Origin of the sequence: Stratiformator vulcanicus (assembly GCF_007744515.1) — a bacterium.
Classification (GTDB): domain Bacteria; phylum Planctomycetota; class Planctomycetia; order Planctomycetales; family Planctomycetaceae; genus Stratiformator; species Stratiformator vulcanicus.
In genome coordinates this window covers 1336110-1355481 of the sequence record NZ_CP036268.1, presented here as the reverse complement: position 1 = coordinate 1355481, position 19372 = coordinate 1336110, and the positions used below count along the sequence as shown (strand labels likewise).

Genomic DNA, 19372 nt, shown 5'->3' with positions numbered 1-19372 from the left:
GACTGACTGTATCGACTAAGCTGCGCAATCCGTCCTCCGAGAGGAAGTTGGACGAATCATGCCTCTTAACCGACGTTGCCGCTGAGTTTAAAGATCGGCAACAGCATGGCCAGTGCGATGGAGCCGATGACGCCTCCCATCACGAAAACCATCGCTGGCTCGATCAAGCTCGTCGCCGTCTTAATGGCCTGTGATACCTCTCGGTCGTAATAGTTGGCCACTTTCTCCAGCACCGCGCCCAACTTCCCGGTTGATTCCCCCGACGCAATCATCTGAGTGACGGTGGCCGGGATCAGCGGACGTCCCCGCAAGGCCTGATGAATCTGCTTGCCGCCGGTCACCTGTTCGGCCACGTCGTCCCAGATTTGCTCGTACCAGTAATTTCCAGCGACCCCGGAACACAACTTAAGAGCGTCGAGCATGGGAACCCCGCCGTTGACGGTCGTTGACAGCGTGCGAAGGGTGCGCCCGATGATCACTTTTCGCAGCATCGGGCCGATGATGGGCACATTTAAGAAACACCAATCAATCGCTTTCCGCCCCCATTGCTGCATCCGAGAATAGATAAATAACCCAATAAGCAACACTGCGGCCGCGACGAATGCGTACCAGTATTGAATGAGCGCATCGGACACCATCATCATCACCCAGGTGGGCGAAGGCAGATCGAGGGCTCGGCTGCGGAACATCGGGGTCAGTTTAGGAAACACATACGTAAGCAAAAATATGGCAGAGCCGATACACGTGATGAGCATCGCCGCCGGATATAGCATCGCCCCGAGCACCTTCTGCTTCGTCTCAAGCGACGAACGGAGTGTGTCGGCAATCCGGTCGAGCATGGGGGCTAGCGTCCCGCTCGCCTCACTCGCCTTCACCAGATTCGTATATGTGCTGTTAAAGAGCTTCGGATACTTGCGTAGCGCTGCTGATAGGTCTTCACCACTCTCGACGGCTTGGGCGACTTCTTCCAGCTTTCGAGCGAATGCCCTGTTCTCGTGCTGCTCTGCCAGCGAAGCCAGCGCCTCGGCAACGGGCACTCCGGAGTCGACCATGATCGAGAGTTGCCCGGTAAAATAAATCACCTCGGCTCTCGAAATACGCTTCCCCAACAGCGAAAGATCAAGCAGGCTCTCTTTCGCCTCTTTCACGTCGAGCAAATAGAGGCCATCCGCCTTAATCTTCGCGGCTGCTTCTCGAATATCGTCCGCGACAATCGTGCCGTTGCTGAGCCGGCCGGAGACATCGCGTGCCTGGTAAGCAAATTGCATTGTACTGATCCGCGAATCTCTGAAGAGTAGTTTAGGGGAGCCTATTTCAGGTCGACTATCACATCACGATATAGTTAAGTGATGCTTTTTTTCTGACACTCACAGTAAGCCGGCGGTTGCAGATGCACGACGACCGGTCTCAATTTCATCGCCGGGCTTTAAAGGCGGGGTATCCCCGGCAGCCTCCGGCCGGATACGTCCATTTAAGAGCAGTTCTTTCAACGACTGCTCCATCGTTTGCATCCCATCTTTACGACTCGTCGCGATCATGCCGGGGATGAGATGGGGCGTATTCTCGCGAATACTCGTCCGAATGGGACGGTTCGCAATGAGGATTTCTTGGGCTGCCACCCGACCCGTACCGGCGGCGTCGGGCAGCAGTTGCTGTGCGATCACCGCACTTAAGCTCTCCGCGAGGTGAGACCGGACCTGAGCTTGTTCATCGGAGCCAAACACTTCGATGACGCGATCGATCGCACCGGTCGCCGATGAAGCGTGCAATGTGGCAAGGACGAGGTGCCCGGTTTCTGCCGCTTGCAACGCGGTTCGAATTGTGTCGGCGTCACGCAGTTCACCGACGAGAATAACGTCGGGGTCTTGCCGCAACACGTGCCGCAGGCCCGACGCAAAGCTGGGACAATCGATACCGATCTGACGCTGCTCAATAATCGATTTCTCGTGTTCGAACACAAATTCGATCGGGTCTTCCAACGTAATAATGTGACGTTGATCGCGCTCATTCATCTGCGCGATCATTGCCGCTAATGTGGTGCTCTTCCCGCTGCCGGTCGCGCCACAGACCAGCAGAAGACCGCTCTTCAGAAGCGTCAATTCATTAATAACCGGCGGCAGATTGAGGTCGGCGAGCGCGGGCACACGGTCTGCGATGAGTCGGGCCGCCGCCGCTAACGATCGCCGTTGATAGTGGACGTTGAAACGAAAACGGCCTCCGCCTTCAATTTCATATCCGAAGTCGACATCCCGATGTTCTTCGAGTTGTCGCTGCTGCTCGGAGGTAAGCGCGGACCGACACAACTCGCCGACTGTAGACTCGTCGAGCCGCGGGAACTCCGAATGACGTAACGTGCCCGAAACTCGAAAGATCGGCGGCACACCGCTCGCCAGTAAGACGTCAGATGCCCCTGCTTCCACTGCCGCATTTAAAATGGTGTTCAACTTTTCCTGCATTGCTTCACTCCCCGGCCGGATTCGCAATGGACGGCTTGCGAGGCGTCCAGCCTTCGCTGGTCACCTTAAGAATTTGCTCGACCGTCGTGATGCCTTCACGAACTTTGCGAAAGCCGTCGTAGCGAAGGGGGACCATGCCACTGTCCCGCACGTACTCACGCAGCGTGTGAATCGACGGATTGTCCGAAATGAGATCGGCGAGCCCCTCATCGACGACCAGCAACTCATGAATCGCGATTCGTCCTGAGTAACCAGTTTGTCGGCATTTTTTGCACCCACGCCCCTTGTAGAACTTCTCGATTTCGAAACCCATTGCATCAACGGCGTTTCGCATGTGCTTTTCGGGCTTATACTCCATCCGGCACTTCGGACAGACTCGTCGGCAAAGTCGCTGAGCGAGCACCATGTTGAGCGAGGCAGCGACGAGATAACCTTCAATCCCCATATCAATTAAACGGGAAACGGTTCCGACGGCGTCGTTCGTATGTAACGTACTGAGAACGAGGTGGCCGGTCATCGCCGCTTGCACGGCGACACGAGCGGTCTCTTCATCACGGATCTCACCGACCATCAAGATGTCGGGATCCTGTCGTAAGAGACTTCTTAAGATTGTAGGGAACGTCAGGCCGATGCGTTCATTCGCTTGAAACTGATTGACGGTATCGAGCCGGTACTCCACCGGGTCCTCGACCGTACACACGTTTTGTTCCGGCGATGCGATTTCATTTAAGACCGCGTAGAGCGTGGTACTCTTACCACTGCCCGTTGGTCCGGTAACGAGCGCAATTCCGTTTGGCCGGGTGATTTGCTGTTCAAGACTTTCCAATACTTCTGAGCTGAAGCCCAATTCGGCAAGTGCGACTCGGATGCTCGAGTTATCAAGAATCCGGATGACGACTTTCTCGCCTGCGGGCATCGGCAGGATACTGACACGCAAGTCGAGCGTCCGCCCGTCCATCATCACGTGGACGCGGCCGTCCTGCGGAAGCCGACGCTCGCTGATATCGAGCCCGGCCATAATCTTAATGCGGCTCGCCACAGCCGGGGCGAGGTGAACCGGCGGCTCCAACGCTTGATGCAGGGCGCCGTCGACACGGTAACGGACGCGGAGCTGCCGATCGTTCGGCTCGATATGAATATCGCTCGCGCCTTGCCGCACGGCATTATAGACAATGTAGTTGACGAGCCGAATGATCGGGCTTTGGCCGGCGATATCCGCGTCGGCGGCAATATCGTCGATTTGCTCCTGAATGAGTTCGACGGCGTCGCCGCGGGCATCGTCGATGATGTCATCAATGACGAACACTTGTGTGTTCGGCATATAGGTCTGCACCATCCGGCGAATCTCTTTCGCCGTGGCTGCAACGACCTGCACCTCACATCTTGCCGTCGACTTGATCTGATCGATTAAGAACACGTCGGACGGCTCGGGCACCGCGACGGTCAACGTATCCCGCACCTTGAACAGCGGCAGAACCGTATGTTTTTCGACGAATTCTCTCGGGATCAGCCCGAAGATCTTCGGGTCGAACATTCGGTTGTCGAGCCGCACGAACGGCACGCCGATGTCCTCGGAGAGGACTTCCAGCAATTGCTCTTCGGAAATATATTCCTGCTGAACCAGGACTTCGCCGAGCAGCTTCGATCCGTTCGAAGCCGACTGCTCCGAGAGCGCGGCTTCGAGCTCTTCCTGAGTCAGGAAGCCGCGGTCGATCAACTGATCGCCCAGTCGAGGTTTTGCAGACAGAAGTGACATTATGAAATGTTGTTTTTAAGTTGAGTCGGGGAAAACTCTGTGGTCGTATTCGGCAGGAAGGACAATCCGTGTTGGTCCGGCCTCGTCTTGCTCATCCTTCGGCTTCTTCTCGTCAGCGAAAACTTTGAACGGCATCAATTACGGAGTCGAAGATATCGAAGCGGCGATCAAGTCGGGTCAGCTTGAAGATGGTGTTGCCGGGTTCATCGAGGCCGCTGATCTTGAGAATGGCACCGGCTTCACGAACTTCGTCTTGTAAATCCAATAGAGCCGTCAGACCGGCGCTGTCATACGCCTCGGTGCGGTCCATTTGTAGAACGAATTTCTTCCGTCCTCGGTCGGCCGCGTCGATCAATTCGGCGTGAAACGGGCCGGATGTGTCTTCATTTAATTCGTCGGGTGTGTGTGCGACGAGAACGTCGCCGAACAGTTCACTGGTCAGACTCATTTCCGGCCCTCCTGCTCGTTGCTGGTTCGGTTCTTGGAAGAATCCAGCTCGCGTGCGACTTCGACGCAGTTCCGGCCGCGATCCTTCGCCCGATACAGGGCACGGTCTGAGCGGCCGATCAGGTCGCGGATCGCAGGCCCTGCCGGCTGATTTCCCGGGTTGAACGAGGTAACCCCGAAACTAGCCGTCACCTGCAAGATGTCGGTTTCGTGCCGAATAACGTGATCGCCAATCGTCAGTCTTAAATCTTCCGCTAATTGTTCCGTCTGGTCGGTGTCGGAATCGGGAATGAGGGCGATGAATTCCTCGCCGCCGAATCGGCCGACATGACAATCCGGCCCGGCGACTTCCTTCCATACACGGCCGACCTCAATCAGCACATGATCACCAGCCTGATGGCCGTATGTGTCATTAAACTTTTTGAAATGATCGATGTCAGCGAGGATGATTCCAAACGGTCGCGCCGTTCGTCGTGACTGTTCGACGAGATCGACGAGAGCGATTTCAATTGCGCCTCGATTCAGAATTCCGGTCAACGGGTCGTGGCGCGCTGATTCTTCGATTCGCTCAAACAATTGCGCGTTCTTGAGGGCGAGCGCTGCAAAACTGGCGATGATATGAAGTAATTTGCGGAACATCGGCGTGTTCCGCTCGCAACCTTCAACGATTAAAAGACCGAGCAAGGTCCCGCCGACACTTAATGGAGCGATGCCGTCGGGCAGGCGTTCATTACCCAGTTGCTTCGCCAGCTCTGTGTCGGTCGCGGCTTCTTCAGGCGTGAGTGGACGGCGGTTGTCCAAGACCCACTTCCCGGCTCCGGAATCAACCTTTGGCACGTAAAGATGTCGGTCGCGGTAACGGGGTTCGAAGACGTTGCGAAGTGAGCGATCGGATTCGTCGTATAAATAAATTGAAGCGGCCCGGCAGCGCAGAGTTGCCCGAGTCGTAGTAATGATTGTAGGGATGAGCGTATCGAGCCGGACGTGCGTTGACACGCGACGTCCGACGTCCTGCAGACTTAACAGCAGCATCGCATAGTTGACGACATCGTCATCTCGCCGGCCCGATTGCGGGCCGTCTTTAAACTGCTCGACCGCTGCGATTTCCGGCCCCTGCAGCGTGCGAATGCCGCGTTCAATTTCAACGAGGTCCTCAAGATAGGTCGCGTTCATTGACCGCACCCGCACGATCTCTTGAACGGCCTGATCACGGGCACGGCCTACGAAGAACGCCATTCCGGTCAGCATGACGCTTCCGGCAAGCGGCAAATACCATGTTGGCGTGCCGCTATCAGGCGCTGTTGAGAGAGCCGCTTCGACACAGACGCCCACCGACGCAATGAGCGCGGCAATTAGTGCGTGCCGATGCGGCCGGTTAGCAGCCGCGACCGCCACGGGGGTCGCCAACATGCAGACGGTGGCCGCGCCGGGGGTCCAGCCGAGCTGCGTCCCTAAGAGGACGGCCGCGATCACGAGGACCGAGGCCAGACCGGTGAACAGCAGCAGCGACCCGTCTTGATAGTGAGAATCGGAGACTGTCATAGGAATGGACTTCAGGCTTCGATCGACGCATCGGCGCAGAGTTCTTTACAGACTGCGAGGAGTTCACGGGGGCTAAACGGCTTCGGGCACAGTCGGATCGTCCCGCCCATCAGATTTAATTCGCTCTGTTCGAGTTCGAAGCCCTTCGCCGTCAATAAAACGACCGGCACATCTTGGCCTTCCGGGTGTGCCCGAAGGTTGCGAATCAGTGAAAGACCATCCATCCGGGGCATTTGATAGTCGGTCACCACGAGTTGCGGTTTGAATTCGGTAAATTTCGACCACAGGTCTTCGGCGTCCGAATATGATTCGACATTAAATCCGGCCTTCGATAGCTTCATCGCAACCGCACGGGTGATATGCGGCTCGTCATCGCAAATAGAAACTTTGATAGTCATGGGATCACTCCCTTGTTGATCGATGAATTAAGATCATTCGGAGGTGGTGGAGGCCGATTCTGGTTCAGTCGTGCTCACACTGCGCGATGAACTACGTCCGGAGCGTTTCGAACGATGGCCGAACGGTAAAGTCAGGCGGAACGTCGTACCTTTCCCGACCTCTGATGTGACGTCGATCGTCCCGTTGTGAAGTTCGGTCACGATATGTTTCACAAGTGCCAGCCCGAGGCCGGTCCCTTTAGCGGCAGAATTATTACCGGGAACGCGATAGAAGCGGTCAAAGAGTTTGGGCAACGATTCCTCAGGGATGCCGAGGCCGTTGTCGGAAACTTCGACGACGATGCAGTCATCTTCCAAGCGACTGCGCAGTCGAACTTCTCCCCCCGCGGGCGTGTACTTCACGGCGTTCGATAGCAGATTGATGACACCTTGACCGAAGAGTTCTTTATCGAGGTGAGCCGCCAGGTAGAGGTCGCTTAATTCACTAACGAATGTTTGATTCTTTTCTTCGGCGAGTTGGCTGACGACCTTACCGGCCTTGGTTAGTACGTCATTAAGTTCGAGGTCTTCCCGCTGGACCTTAATGACTCCCGTTTCGACTCGGGCGAAATTTAGCATGTTGTTGACCATCCGGGTCAGCCGGTCGACCTGGGACTCGATGAAGCCGTAGGTCTCTTTCCGCTCCTGTTCCGTCTCGACGTCATCGTCGATCAGCAGTTCGGTGTAGGCTCGAATACTTGCCATCGGAGTTTTCAGCTCGTGGCAGACTGAGGAGATGAATTGGACGTGCCTCTCCTTTTCCTGCCGTTCCTCGCGGACGTCTTTCAGGACGACGGCGATCGCGGGTTGGTCATCGTTGGCGATGCTGGTCGCGATGGCGCGGAAGGCCCGGGCCGATTCGCCTGTCCCGACGGTAAATTCAGCCGCCCGGCGATTAGTGGCTTCAGTCCGGGACCGCGTTTCTTGAATCAGTTTGGCCAATTCGGGGAGAGCGGACAGGTCGCTGACGCAACTGTTTCCGTCGCACCACAGAGTTGATGCGGCTCGGTTACTGAAGACGATGCGATCGGCCGCATCGCAAAGCACGACCGCGTCGGGAATGCAGTCGAGTGAGGCGGAAAGCTGTGCAAATTTCCGTTGTTCGATGTGTCTTCGCGCCTCCAATTCGGCCCGCTTGCGGTCTGAATCGGAGGAGTGCTGCTCGGCGCTTTCAAGTCGCGGAATCATCTCGGCCAGAATCGGAGTGAAGGGACCGGCTGAGTTCGCAAATTCTGGACGAAGTTCCGCTCTACGGACGATGGCGGTCGCTCGCTTCATGGCGGCGTGAAAGGCCCGCCCCGTCAACAGACCGACGAGGACCGGCCCGACACACGCGATCGCAACGTGGACATATATGAGGAGATTGGGATCGATCAATGCGGTAGCCGGACCGGCGACCGCGTAAGCCAGGGCGCCGCAGAACGCGGCAACGACACCGGAGGCGATGAGACAGGTCGTCCAGATTGTGGAATGACTGGATTTCATCGCGTCTGTGGGCGAAAGGAGATGACTCGAGCAGCGATCGGACGAGATATCCGGAACCAAGGCTGCCGAAACGTAGGTCACGCCCGGGGACGCGTCAAAAAATCAACATGGCGCATCGACCGATGCTTCAAGTTCAGCCGTTACAACCCCTACGACAATCGTGGATATCCCCGGCGACAGGGGTTGCAATGAATCGCACTTTTGCGACGATTCTTTTGATCGCTCGGTCACATCGTTGCGAACTGGCGACTGTGGCGGCGCGACTGTGGTGAAGCGGTTGCGGCCATAACGCGATCGCCCTCGCCGCCTTTGTCGGTGCGATACAATCCCGCGTCCGAGCAAAGCTCAGAAATTTGAATCCCGCCGTTGACCCTTGAATCGACGCAGTGTCGGTTTGCAGATATTCGGAATGCTCATGCGACGAGTCGATCTCCTCAGCATTGTTGCGATTGTTGCGGTTGTTCTGACGGTGGCGCTGGCTTCGGCTGGGGCTCAGACGAACGAAGCAGGCGAGAGTGCATCCAACGTCGAGTCAAATGCGAAATCGCCAGTCGAGGCAGCGCGAACGCCGGTGGTTGATCCTTCGTCGAATGACGCGCCGCTGATCGTATTCTTGACGGGGGACGAAGAGTACCGGTCGGAAGAGTCGATGCCGATGCTGGCACGCATCCTCAAGCGTGACTACGGAGTTCGGGTCGAAGTCCTTTACGCCCTCGCCCCCGATGGCACTATCAACCCGACGAACGTCGAATCGATCCCTGGGATGGAAATTCTGGAGCAGGCGGATTTGCTGGTCTTGTTCACGCGATTCCGTGATCTGCCACACGACCAATTTCGCCATTTTCTGAAGTACGTCGATTCGCAAAAACCGATCGTCGGTTTTCGAACGGCCACGCACGCTTTCCGGTTCCGCGATGAAAGCAGCCAGCATCGGGCGTGGAATGGCCCGAAAATGCGAGAACTGATCGGCCAACAGTGGATTACGCATCACGGCCACTTCGGCGACGGCAAAGAACCGCTGACAGCGGTCGAGCCGGTGGCCGCCAAGTCGATGCATCCGATACTGCGGGGGGTGAAGCCCTTCAACGCGTATTCGTGGCTTTATCATGTATCCGGCGGTGGCGACACGCTCGCCGGAGACAGCGATCCGCTTGTGGAAGGCCGTTCCTTGCGATCGAAACATGCCGCCGAAGGTCGCGAAGCCCGTTACCCTTCTGAGCAGCCGGTGGTTTGGACGAAGACCTACAATTCAGCCGGTGACGGATCGGGACGCGTATTCTTCACAACGTTAGGTCACCCGTTCGACTTCAAGCAGGAGTCGATGCGGAAACTGGCCCTCAACGGAATTTTGTGGGCACTGGGGCAAGAAAAGCAGATTCCGCAGGATGGAGCAAACGCCACGATCGTCGGCGACTACGACCCGAACAATTCCGGCTTTGGTGACAAGTACAAGAAAGATCTGCGGCCGGCCGAGTTGTGAAGCCGACCGCAGATCCGAAGGCAAGCCGCCGAAGACACGCTATCACGCGGCGCGGTTCGGGTCCGATATTTCCGATGGCCGGGGCGGTTTGAGTACCTCCCGCAAACTGCGTAACGTGCCGTCACGCAACCACGCGCGAAAGTACGTGTAGACGGTCGGCCACGGCGGAAATTTCTGCGGCAATTGCCGCCACGGACAGCCCGTCTGCCAGCGATAATGAATCGCTTCCACAACCGACCTGACATCGGTCGTGCGATGCCGACCCCGCGCGGGCTCGGCCGGCAACAGCGGAGCAATCGCCTTCCACTGACGATCCGAAATCGAACCCTCACCCGGACGCGCCGCACCACGGCGATGCGGCGAATCGAATGACGGTGTGAACTGCGTTGTCTCCGCTGCCTGCCTTGCAGCAGGGTTTTCGTTCCGAAAACGACTTTCAAACTGGGGTTTGTTCCGAGACATGGTGGGTGTGTCGGAAAACTTGGATCAGGACGAAGGATCAGCCGTTTTCATAAGAAGCCTCTCCCCCGTGGCGCTTAGCGCATCATTCCGAACAAAGACCGCTCCCTCATGGGACGGTCACTCATCGTCAGCCGCATGGGCCGACCCTCCGCAGGACCGATAGCCGACTCGTCGGCACCGCAACCTCACGGTGATTCCCGCTACAAGGGGATCCTCTCTGCGTTGGGATTCCCCCTGCACTGGGCTCCCGAACCGGAAGCCGAAAGACCGGTGACATCAAATACCCCCCTTCAAGCTCATTGGCAAAGCGGACTCAGCACCATAGAAGACCACGTTAATGTACAAAAATACACATTCAAGTTCAAGCCACAATAGATCGAAACTTCAGTGCAAAATTGGACGGTCGGAAACCCACCACCGCCGACGCACCAGCGATGCGTAGTTCCCCCCGAATAGCCCGACTCCGGCCGAAATATTTCGCAGGAACGCTCTTCGGCTCTCGGAATGTGTTCAGCGGAGCGGTCGTCCGGTCCTAGACTCTTCGTAGTCAGCAGAAATGACCTCGCGGGGATACTCGACGACCGGCAAGAACGGTTTACTCAAGACTGAGTGAGATGGCAGCGACCAGTGACGGATACAGGATTGAAATGGATTGATACGAATTCGTCGATGCCCGCGCGAGGTGCTGAATGTGTCCGCCGCGTCCGAGAGGGCCGGACGATGAATTCGCAAATCCGACTCTTGCTCGACGGCCGAATCGTCGAAATCCGCGTCAAAGGTCGGGTCACTCGAACCGCATTCGAGCAGTTCGGGCCGACGCTCCGCAACCTGATGGAGCGACATGGCAGCATTCGCCTGCTGCTTCTTTACGATCAGTTCGACGGCTGGACGATTGGCGGCTATCGTCGGGCGTTCGGCTTTCATTTTCGCCATCGCCGGAAGATTGAGCGGCTCGCGATCGTCGGACTTTCGCCAAACCTGCGTCGCTTCGCCCGCATGTCACTCTCACCGGCGCGCGAGTTAAGATTCTTCGAAAGCGCTGAGAGCGACGAAGCGAACGCGTGGATCTGGGAAGGGCTCGACGATGCGTCCCAACCCGACTAACTACGATGACCCGCTTTGCATGCGAAAGGCCTAAGATTACTCCGTTGCTCGGAGTTTTCCCCAAGGCAATCGTCACGACGTTCGTTATGATGACCGCGAATTCGAGCGAATCAACGCCGTGACTTTTGCACCAAGGAGCAGCAGATGGGTACCGTCATCAACGTCATTTTGTGGATCATCTTCGGGGCGTTTTGCGGCGGTATCGCCCAGTTCCTGGTGCCCGGCAAGCAGAATCTAGGCTGGATCGCTTCAATCGCCCTCGGTGTTGTCGGCTCGTTCGTCGGCGGATTCCTGTGGACCTTCTTTCAAACGGGCCAGGGACAGTTCTCACCCGGCGGAATCATTATGTCGATCGTCGGCGCAACGGTCCTCTTGGCGATCTACGTCTTCGCGACCAAGCGTCGTTAAGCTTTCGGCTGAGCGAGAACGTGTGCGGCTGTGATCCGCACACGTTGTCGTTTGCTCACGGTATCAGACGGCATGAGGCCGCATGTTCCCTCTTTACGATGACATCAAGTCGCGGCGAACGCCGATCGTGAACTACGCGATCGTCGGGCTGTGCACCGTGATGTTCCTGTTTCAACTCGCCTCGCCGACGCAATTGGTCGACGAATTGGCGATGATTCCGGAACGGATTTCCGATCCGACCGCGACGATCGAGATACCGGTCGAGCGTGTCATGGTCGACACGCCCGAAGGACCCAAGCCCGGTTATCGGTTTCGCGAGGCAAATCCGGCAATCGTGCCCGCATGGCTGACGCCACTGACCTGCATCTTCCTGCACGGCGGGTGGATGCACATCATCGGGAATTTGTGGTTCCTCATCGTGTTCGGCGACAACGTCGAGGACCGCTTCGGCCACCTTGGATTTCTGATTTTCTATCTGGGCTGTGGCGTCGCGGCGAGCCTGTCGCATCTGATTTCAGCCCCGCATTCGATGACGCCGACCGTCGGCGCCAGCGGGGCGATCGCGGGAGTGATGGGCGCCTATATGATGCTCTACCCCGGCGCGAAGGTGTTCACGCTCGTGCCGATCTTCTTCATCATTCAGATCCTTGTGCTGCCCGCTCCGTTTTTTCTCGGCATCTGGTTCGTGATGCAGTTGCTCGAAGGAACGGCTTCGATCGGCCAGACGACCGGCGTCGCCTGGTGGGCTCACATCGGCGGATTCGCCGTCGGCGCGATCGCAGCGTGGGTCATGAAGATAACGCATCTGGCCAAACCTCCCGTGCAGGAGCGTCGAGCGGGCAGCGGCCGGTTCCGGAACTATCAGGGCAACGCCTTCCGCCGCGGCGACCGCCGATAATGCAACCGCTAAAACGCGGTATCGCCCTCCCCGAGTTGGCTCGATTCTGCTAAGTCCCTGCGAACAAGCCCGAAGCGCAAGCGAGGAATGCGTCGATTGACGTTTGCCACTGTTGAGGTCCGTCCTTATCGAACGGGACGGCGCCGATATTCAGGATCATTAGACCGTTCGATTCCGTCACTCGCTTGCGCTTCGGGCTTGTGTGGCGTCACCTCATTTTCACTCACATTCGGACCGAACCGATCGTGTCGCGCCTCCTCGTTCGTCTCGTGTTTCTGACGGCAGTCTTGCTCGCCGGCAGCGGCCATCTCACCGCCGCAGAGCCGACCCCGTGCAGTCGCGATGATGCGATGCTGCGGGATATCACACTCCTTGGCAGCAATTACGGATGGGCGGCCGGTGATCGCGGCACCATCTGGAAGACGATCGACGGCGGCCAAACTTGGGAACTCTTATCGACGGGGACTGACCTCCCGCTGCGCAGTATCTGCTTCGTCACCGATCGCGTCGGGTGGGCCGTCGGCGGTGAGTCGTTGCCCTCAACGCTCGACGGTGAGCCGCGCAGCCGCGGGTGCCTGCTTGCCACGACAGACGGCGGGGCGACGTGGGAGGTCTCCTTTCCCGATCGGATCCCGCGATTTCAAGCCGTTCGATTTTTTGACCTCCAAACCGGCATCGCCGCGTGCGATCCGTCGCGGCGCTGTCCGTCTGGATTGGTTCGTACGGTCGACGGGGGGAAGACTTGGGAACCACTGACCGGAACGGCAAACGCTTCATGGCGAGCAGCGGCATTCGCCAGCCCGGAGACCGCCATCCTCGGCGGCACCAACGGCACGCTTCGCATTGCCGTCGACGGATCGCTGGTCGAAGCGCGAGCGGAGTCATTGAGACTCCGCGGCATCCACGCGATCACGTTTGATGCCGATGCTGCCGTTCCCTCCGGTTGGGCGGTCGGCGACGGCGGAGTGATTCTCACGACGACCTCGGGGATCGGCTGGCAACGTGCCGACGCATCATTACCGCCGGCTGCCGAAGACGTCTTTGATCTGTGGGCGGTGGCCCAACTTGGTGAAAATATCTGGGTAGCAGGCCGTCCGGGAACGATCGTGTGGCACTCCTCAGACGGGGGAAAATCATGGTTTCCGCAGGACACCGGCCAATCGGTTCCGATCCGCGACATAGCGTTCAGCAGCCCTGAACACGGCATCGCCGTCGGCGCAGCGGGGATGATCCTGAAGACCAACGATGGCGGTGCGCATTGGCAAGCGGTTCGCGGCGGTGGTCGCCGCGCCGCAGCACTCAGCTTTCATGCTTCGCCCGATGACATCTCGCCGGTCCTGCCCGCATTCGCCGGGCAGTTCGGCGGATATCGACATGTCTCGTCCGTCCCCGTGCGGCGCGATTCCGGCCCAGCCGAGCCGATCGCGCGATTCGAAGACCTCGCGGCTGAGGATGTCGCCTCCGCCGCCGACGGCTGCGCAGCCGAAATCGATTGGCGATTCCCGATCTCAATTCCCGGTATCCGCCGCGACGATCGGCGACTGATCGCCGAATGGAACGCCCTCACCGACGGTCACGTCGAACCGACTCTGCTGCGATCGTTGGTCGTCACGCTGCGAACTTGGCGGCCCTCGGTAGTCATCCTGGATCAACCGACCGAACGCGATGCGCTCACCACCCTGCTCAACCGCGCCATCCTCGCCGCAATGGAGCAGGCGGCCGACCCGACCCGACAGCATGAGCTCGTCGCGAAAGCCGGCTTACAGCCGTGGCGGGTCGAACGAGTTCACATCCGCTTGCGGGGCGGACAGGGCGAGGTTCGGCTCGATCCGCTTTCACTTTCACCCGAGCAAGCGGGGAAAATCCTCCCGACTCTCGCTCGGGCGTCATCGATCCGCACCTCAGATGCTGCACATCCTCTGCGAGAGGACTTTCGCCGCTTTGACGGCACAGCAGGCGCGGTCGGCACCGCTGCGGGTCGACTGTTCGACGGTCTCGATTTACCGCCCGATTCGCCGGCGCGCCGGCCTGTTCCCGGCTGCGAGCGCGACGGCCTGACGCGATCACAATTGATGCTTTGGAAGACATGGCAAGCCGTCTCAGCCCGGCAACTACACGACCCGCAACGCCGCGCGGCATTGCACTCTTCAATTTTGCAGATCGTCGAAAGGCTACCGCCCGCGGTTTCGCAGCGGTTGGTCGGGTCTTTGTTCGAAACGCTGCTGGCACGGAATGAATGGGATGCCGCCGAAAAACTGGCCGAGGTAATCGTCGATCACCCGGGCTGGCCCGACTTGCGAACCGATGCGGCCGACTTTCTAGTCGCCCTTCGCTTAGGAGCCGAGCCGCGATTTCATCGCGCAACGACTGCCGCCGCAACCGCACGTCGAAGTACGCCCATTTCGTCCGGCGTGAAGGTCGAGCGAACCGAGGTCGACCTCGGTCTTTCTGATCGCTGGGACAAGAAATCGATTCTGCTGTGGAAGTTGATGGACAAGAATGAAGGCCGCTGGTCGCAACGCCCGCAGGCCGCTTTGCCATTGCTGACGTTAGCCAATCGTGGCCTGCTCGAACGCCCCGCCGACTTGGTCGCCGGGATGACCGGGTCGGGTGCCAACGATGCGTGGAACGCCGCCGTCGCGGAATCAACGATCGGCAATGACACGCTGCAAAGTGCAACCAGCGTGAAATGCCGCTTCGCCCGTGCCCCGCGACTGGACGGGTTGCTCTCCGACCCCTGCTGGCTCGACGCCAATGAAATTCGCTTGGCGTCACCCGATTCCCGGCATCTCAAAGGCGAGCCGATGCTATTCTGCGCGCATGATAGCGAATTCCTGTATCTTGCCGGTTCCATTCCCCGGCTGCCTCGATTCCAAACATCGAACATTGAACGCGTCGGACGGAAGCGGGATGAGGACCTGTCGGACGAAGACCGACTGGTCTTTCAGATCGACGTCGATGGCGACGCGCTGACGTGGTTTCGACTCGAAGTCGATCACCGCGGTCATACCAGCGACGACTGCTGGGGTGACCACACATGGGATCCGCGGTGGTATGTTGCCTCCGAAGCGGATGATTCTCGCTGGCGAATCGAAGCCGCCGTTGCATTCGCCGATCTTGGTGGTGGTCCGAAACCGGGCCGAACTTGGAATGTCAGCATCCGCCGGATCGCACCGACGCTCGGCGTTCAGACTTGGACGGGCGACGGCGGCGAGGCGAGAACCCCGGCCGACTTCGGTAAGCTCCGGTTCGTCCGCGAATAACTCTAAACTGTCGATACTTGGCAGAAGCGCCCCTTAAGCCGGGCTGTGCCCGCCAAGGAACGACGGCAGAAGACAGAAGTTAGAAGACAGAAGTTAGAAGTTAAAAGTCAGAGTTCGGCTATTGATGAAGGGCTGAGGCAGCCATCTCTGAATTAACTCCGTCTTACATACACGAGCAGTCAACGCTGAAAAAGTACGAGAACGATGTTGGTCTTAGGTGTCGATGAAGCCGGGTACGGGCCGCTGTTGGGGCCGCTGGTTGTCGGCGCGACGGTCTGGTCGGTCAAAGGCGAATGCGACACCGCCGAACTGTGGACCCGTCTCGACGACATCGTCAGCCCGAAGCGTGCCGAGCAACAGCGATTGCATATTAATGACTCCAAAAAAGTCCATTCGGCGTCTCGCGGACTCGGCCCATTGGAGCGGTCTGCGCTGTCGCTGCTCACTTCGTGCGGAAGTGACGCAACGAATGATGCGGAGTTAAACAACTTCCTGTCGGGCAACCTTGATAGCAATGCACCGTGGGAAGTCCCCAGCTGCTCCGTTACCGTGCCAACAAGTCTTAATCGCGATGAAGCTACCCGCTTAAGCAGACGCCTCGACAAGACCGGAGAGGCCTGTGGCGTCCGCCTACTCTCCGCCCGAGCGGCCATTCTCTCACCGAGTGAATTTAACAATCTCGTCGCTGAGAGAAATGGAAAGGGTCGCCTGCTGAGCGACGTCACCTTGCGACTCATCAATAAGATCCTGACAACCCATGCGGTTGACGGCGATGAATCGGCACTGGTGCTTGCTGATAAGCATGGTGGCAGAGACCGCTACGGCGACATGCTGGCCGATGTCTTCGGCGAGTTGCCGGTCGGTCTTCAAGAGTCCCGGCAATGCAGTCGCTATCGGCTTGGCCAGACGGAGTTTCGCTTTTCCGCCAAGGGAGAACGGGACCTGCCGACGGCCGCCGCGTCGATCATCGCGAAGTACGTCCGCGAGATCGCGATGCTGCGATTCAATTCATTTTGGTCCGATCACGTCCAAGACTTAAGGCCGACCAAGGGATATTACACTGACGCCCTACGATTCTTGGCTGACATCGAGCCGGCGCGGTCCGCCCTCGATATCCCCATCGAATCGATCCGTCGCTCACGATAGGACGGGCGTCACCGCCGATCAGCGTGGGTCGCCCCAATCGATACAACCGTTAAAGTCATCGAAAGGCTGTTGCAAAATGGCATCACCTCCTGCAACCGGACGCATCGCCGCCGAACGTGAACTAGGGTTCGATGTCTGCGCCCCGTTTTTCCTCGGATGCCGTCATGTCCAACCCGACCGATGCCCGCCCCACCGAAGACCGCCCGCTCATTACCCCGATGACGATCCTCGTCTTAAGCGGGTTCTTATTCGGGATGCTCGTGGGCGACATGCTCCCTCCGACCGATCACATGCTGGTCTTCGGCGCCGCTGCCTCCGGGGTCGTCTCCTACGCGGGCCTGGCTTATCTCGCCCACATGCGGCACCGCGCCCTCTTACAGCGTGAGGAAGAAGAGATGGCGCACCGGATCGAAGACCGCATCGAACGCCACGTCCCCGCGCAACGCAAACCGCTGCGGGAGTTACTCGGTGTTAATGACCCGACTCCCGCAAAAGCATAATTGCGCAGCGATCCGCATCTTAAGACGGCCTGCAAACTCAGCCGACGTACCGGCGTCGAAGACATGCTTCGTCCGTCGCTCCCATCCAGCTGTTGATCCGCACTTCCGACTCGCGTTTCCATTTCGGGGAACCCGAGGCCGTTTGACAGATCAAATGTCAATCGGCGATATTGCTTGGCCTCGGCTGAGGTCAACGCCTCGTGCGTTTAATGAGACGGCAGGATCGCACATTGATCTTACAGTGCCGACTGGGCAGCCCCGCAGCGGAATCTCATTCTCTTTGCGACGGACCGGCGATGGCAGACGGACCGGAGGATGCCACCGATTTACAGGACGACGCCTTCGATGCGCCGCGGCCGACGATCGGAGAATCGACCGGAGCCGTCAAACCGGAAATTGTCCAAGACACTCGCCCGCCCGGCAGTCCGCTGGAACTGATCGCAGCCTTGGCGACGATTGTCGTGGCTGATTTTACGATTTATCGCGGAGGCGGGTACTCCGGTTGGGCGGTATCGTTCGCCCTGCTTGCCCCACTAATGTTCGTCGCTTCGCGCCGCCGGGCATGGTCGGGGTGGACGCTTCTGCTGTTCGGTTTGATCTTATTGCTATCAGCTCGACTGTCGTGGCTCGGGTCTGACGCGCTAATTGCTGCCGGTGCATTCTTCATCATTGGATTCGGACTGGCGATCGCAGGCCGAGCGCCGTGCATTGGCGATTTCATTCCCTTCGTGGCTCAACTCGTCCCCGCCGGCTTTCTCGGCTTGATTGATTACCGGACGGGACGCTTTGCCAACTTTGCCCGCCCCAGCCGCTCGGCGACTTGGTCACTGCTGATGCCAATGCTCGCTGTCTTGGTCTTCGGAATCATATTTTTAATGGCGAACCCCGACCTCGCGCACGCAATCAACGAACGGGTTCAACTATTTGTTGAGCATATCTGGAGCACCCTCGCGGCCTATTGCCCGCAAGGGTCACAGATCATTTTCTGGTGCATTGTGGCGATCATTTTTATCGGATTGGTCCGCCCATTGGTGTGGCCTGCATTTTTGGACTCTCTCGGAAAATTTTCGTCGCACGAAACGCCCGCCGAGATAACGACGACCACGGCGCCAGCGCTCTACCATGCCGCCTATCGCAATACGCTCATCGCGCTGGTCGCGTTGTTCACGGTCTATCTTGCCTTCGAATTTAAGACGTTGTGGTTCCGCGAGTTCCCGTCCGGCTTTCACTACAGTGGTTACGCACATGAGGGGGCGGCGTGGTTGACCGTCGCTTTGGCATTGGCGACCGCGACGCTTTCATGGATGTTCCGCGGCCATGGTGTTGATGAACCGCGCAAGTTAGTTCTGTTAAGACTAGCATGGGTTTGGTCGGCGCTCAATTTTTTGCTGGCCGTGGCGGTGTATCATCGACTGATGATTTATGTTGACTTCAACGGCATGACCCGCATGAGAGTCGTCGGGTTCCTCGGGGTCACCGCGGTCGTTATCGGTTTCGCACTCGTCGTTTATAAAATTTCGCGAGGTCGCAGCTTCATCTGGCTGATTCGCCGGCAACTATGGACGTTGGCCCTGATGATCTATTTATTCGTGGTCGCCCCGGTCGACTACCTCGCGCATTCCTATAACGTCCGTCGCATCCTCGCCGGCGACCCCGCTCCGGCCGTTCAGCTCAGCGTCCACCCGATCGACGACGGCGGCCTGCTCGCGCTCCCCGCGGCGCTGCAAAGCGACAACGCCGTGATCCGTGAGGGCGCTCGCGCGATTCTCTCCGAACGACTTGAAGAATTTCGGAGCCGCTGCCCGACCGAGCCCTGGGACCGACATCAATTCGCGACCGAACAATTAGAGGCGCGGCTGACTGAAATGCGAGACGAACTCGACACCTTTATTGACATCGAAGCTCGTCGCAAAGCACGAGCGCAATTCGATGAGTATGTCTATCAGTGGTTTTAGAACGGAATCACAATTTTCGCGGCAGATTATCGT

17 protein-coding genes (1 of these 17 running past the window's edge) are annotated in these 19372 nt (G+C 58.3%); 9 read left to right on the top strand and 8 right to left on the bottom strand.

From position 1 onward, the window contains the following. Positions 1–6: the final stretch of an AI-2E family transporter gene (locus Pan189_RS05175; protein WP_310821107.1), read on the top strand. Its footprint begins 1323 nt before the window's first position; the window shows 6 of its 1329 coding nt (coding positions 1324–1329); its start codon lies beyond the left edge, outside the window; it ends in the stop codon at positions 4–6. A 59-nt stretch (positions 7–65) separates the two neighbouring features. On the opposite strand, the gene Pan189_RS05170 is transcribed toward Pan189_RS05175, so the two are convergent. The 7 genes from Pan189_RS05170 to Pan189_RS05140 all read right to left on the bottom strand — a co-directional run bounded on the left by Pan189_RS05170 (position 66) and on the right by Pan189_RS05140 (position 8123). Then, the gene (locus Pan189_RS05170) at positions 66–1268 is read right to left on the bottom strand and encodes a type II secretion system F family protein (protein ID WP_145362890.1); all 1203 of its coding nucleotides are present in this window, start codon (positions 1266–1268) and stop codon (positions 66–68) included. 99 nt (positions 1269–1367) lie between these two features. Beyond that, a complete protein-coding gene (locus Pan189_RS05165) occupies positions 1368–2456 on the bottom strand; it encodes a type IV pilus twitching motility protein PilT (protein WP_145362889.1) in 1089 nt (362 codons plus the stop codon). A gap of 4 nt (positions 2457–2460) precedes the next feature. Then, a complete protein-coding gene (locus tag Pan189_RS05160) occupies positions 2461–4212 on the bottom strand; it encodes a GspE/PulE family protein (RefSeq protein ID WP_145362888.1) in 1752 nt (583 codons plus the stop codon). Positions 4213–4324: 112 nt separating this feature from the next. After that, positions 4325–4660 (bottom strand): STAS domain-containing protein, encoded by a 336-nt coding sequence (locus Pan189_RS05155; RefSeq protein ID WP_145362887.1) that lies wholly within the window; start codon positions 4658–4660, stop codon positions 4325–4327. Then, entirely contained in the window at positions 4657–6201 is a 1545-nt protein-coding gene (locus tag Pan189_RS05150; RefSeq protein WP_145362886.1) for a sensor domain-containing diguanylate cyclase, read from the bottom strand. Before Pan189_RS05150 ends, Pan189_RS05155 begins: the two co-directional genes overlap by 4 nt. An 11-nt stretch (positions 6202–6212) precedes the next feature. Then, complete coding sequence (locus Pan189_RS05145) at positions 6213–6599, bottom strand: response regulator transcription factor (protein ID WP_145362885.1); 387 nt, start codon at positions 6597–6599, stop codon at positions 6213–6215. A 33-nt stretch (positions 6600–6632) separates the two neighbouring features. Further along, positions 6633–8123, bottom strand: coding sequence for a sensor histidine kinase (locus Pan189_RS05140; protein WP_145362884.1), 1491 nt, complete (start codon positions 8121–8123; stop codon positions 6633–6635). Between the two features lie 409 nt (positions 8124–8532). On the opposite strand from Pan189_RS05140, the gene Pan189_RS05135 reads away from it, so the two are divergent. Then, positions 8533–9603: a ThuA domain-containing protein gene (locus tag Pan189_RS05135; RefSeq protein WP_310821106.1), complete on the top strand. Its 1071-nt coding sequence runs from the start codon at positions 8533–8535 to the stop codon at positions 9601–9603. Positions 9604–9645: 42 nt separating this feature from the next. Here Pan189_RS05135 and Pan189_RS05130 read toward each other — a convergent pair whose 3' ends face one another. Continuing rightward, positions 9646–10065: a transposase gene (locus tag Pan189_RS05130; RefSeq protein ID WP_145362882.1), complete on the bottom strand. Its 420-nt coding sequence runs from the start codon at positions 10063–10065 to the stop codon at positions 9646–9648. Between the two features lie 720 nt (positions 10066–10785). On the opposite strand from Pan189_RS05130, the gene Pan189_RS05125 reads away from it, so the two are divergent. The 7 genes from Pan189_RS05125 to Pan189_RS05095 all read left to right on the top strand — a co-directional run bounded on the left by Pan189_RS05125 (position 10786) and on the right by Pan189_RS05095 (position 19339). Next, positions 10786–11169, top strand: coding sequence for a SpoIIAA family protein (locus tag Pan189_RS05125; protein WP_310821105.1), 384 nt, complete (start codon positions 10786–10788; stop codon positions 11167–11169). A 144-nt stretch (positions 11170–11313) separates the two neighbouring features. Further along, on the top strand, positions 11314–11577 hold the full coding sequence (locus Pan189_RS05120) for a GlsB/YeaQ/YmgE family stress response membrane protein (RefSeq protein WP_310821104.1): 264 nt from the start codon (positions 11314–11316) through the stop codon (positions 11575–11577). Positions 11578–11659: 82 nt separating this feature from the next. After that, on the top strand, positions 11660–12475 hold the full coding sequence (locus Pan189_RS05115) for a rhomboid family intramembrane serine protease (RefSeq protein ID WP_145362880.1): 816 nt from the start codon (positions 11660–11662) through the stop codon (positions 12473–12475). Between the two features lie 245 nt (positions 12476–12720). Further along, positions 12721–15738 (top strand): YCF48-related protein, encoded by a 3018-nt coding sequence (locus Pan189_RS05110; RefSeq protein ID WP_145362879.1) that lies wholly within the window; start codon positions 12721–12723, stop codon positions 15736–15738. Positions 15739–15942: 204 nt separating this feature from the next. Further along, positions 15943–16884, top strand: a complete 942-nt coding sequence (locus Pan189_RS05105) for a ribonuclease H family protein (protein WP_145362878.1) — start codon at positions 15943–15945, stop codon at positions 16882–16884. A 164-nt stretch (positions 16885–17048) separates the two neighbouring features. Beyond that, positions 17049–17384 (top strand): hypothetical protein, encoded by a 336-nt coding sequence (locus tag Pan189_RS05100; protein WP_145362877.1) that lies wholly within the window; start codon positions 17049–17051, stop codon positions 17382–17384. A gap of 296 nt (positions 17385–17680) precedes the next feature. After that, entirely contained in the window at positions 17681–19339 is a 1659-nt protein-coding gene (locus tag Pan189_RS05095; protein ID WP_310821103.1) for a DUF4153 domain-containing protein, read from the top strand. Positions 19340–19372 lie beyond the last annotated feature (33 nt).

What these genes read in the sequence shown, in the direction of transcription:
- Pan189_RS05145 (WP_145362885.1), bottom strand. Translation starts at nt 6,599, where the DNA reads ATGACTATCAAAGTTTCTATTTGCGATGACGAGCCGCATATCACCCGT.
- Pan189_RS05160 (WP_145362888.1), bottom strand. Translation starts at nt 4,212, where the DNA reads ATGTCACTTCTGTCTGCAAAACCTCGACTGGGCGATCAGTTGATCGAC.
- Pan189_RS05120 (WP_310821104.1), top strand. Translation starts at nt 11,314, where the DNA reads ATGGGTACCGTCATCAACGTCATTTTGTGGATCATCTTCGGGGCGTTT.
- Pan189_RS05105 (WP_145362878.1), top strand. Translation starts at nt 15,943, where the DNA reads ATGTTGGTCTTAGGTGTCGATGAAGCCGGGTACGGGCCGCTGTTGGGG.
- Pan189_RS05100 (WP_145362877.1), top strand. Translation starts at nt 17,049, where the DNA reads ATGTCCAACCCGACCGATGCCCGCCCCACCGAAGACCGCCCGCTCATT.
- Pan189_RS05135 (WP_310821106.1), top strand. Translation starts at nt 8,533, where the DNA reads ATGCTCATGCGACGAGTCGATCTCCTCAGCATTGTTGCGATTGTTGCG.
- Pan189_RS05155 (WP_145362887.1), bottom strand. Translation starts at nt 4,660, where the DNA reads ATGAGTCTGACCAGTGAACTGTTCGGCGACGTTCTCGTCGCACACACA.
- Pan189_RS05140 (WP_145362884.1), bottom strand. Translation starts at nt 8,123, where the DNA reads ATGAAATCCAGTCATTCCACAATCTGGACGACCTGTCTCATCGCCTCC.
- Pan189_RS05115 (WP_145362880.1), top strand. Translation starts at nt 11,660, where the DNA reads ATGTTCCCTCTTTACGATGACATCAAGTCGCGGCGAACGCCGATCGTG.
- Pan189_RS05130 (WP_145362882.1), bottom strand. Translation starts at nt 10,065, where the DNA reads ATGTCTCGGAACAAACCCCAGTTTGAAAGTCGTTTTCGGAACGAAAAC.
- Pan189_RS05150 (WP_145362886.1), bottom strand. Translation starts at nt 6,201, where the DNA reads ATGACAGTCTCCGATTCTCACTATCAAGACGGGTCGCTGCTGCTGTTC.
- Pan189_RS05170 (WP_145362890.1), bottom strand. Translation starts at nt 1,268, where the DNA reads ATGCAATTTGCTTACCAGGCACGCGATGTCTCCGGCCGGCTCAGCAAC.
- Pan189_RS05165 (WP_145362889.1), bottom strand. Translation starts at nt 2,456, where the DNA reads ATGCAGGAAAAGTTGAACACCATTTTAAATGCGGCAGTGGAAGCAGGG.
- Pan189_RS05125 (WP_310821105.1), top strand. Translation starts at nt 10,786, where the DNA reads ATGAATTCGCAAATCCGACTCTTGCTCGACGGCCGAATCGTCGAAATC.
- Pan189_RS05095 (WP_310821103.1), top strand. Translation starts at nt 17,681, where the DNA reads ATGGCAGACGGACCGGAGGATGCCACCGATTTACAGGACGACGCCTTC.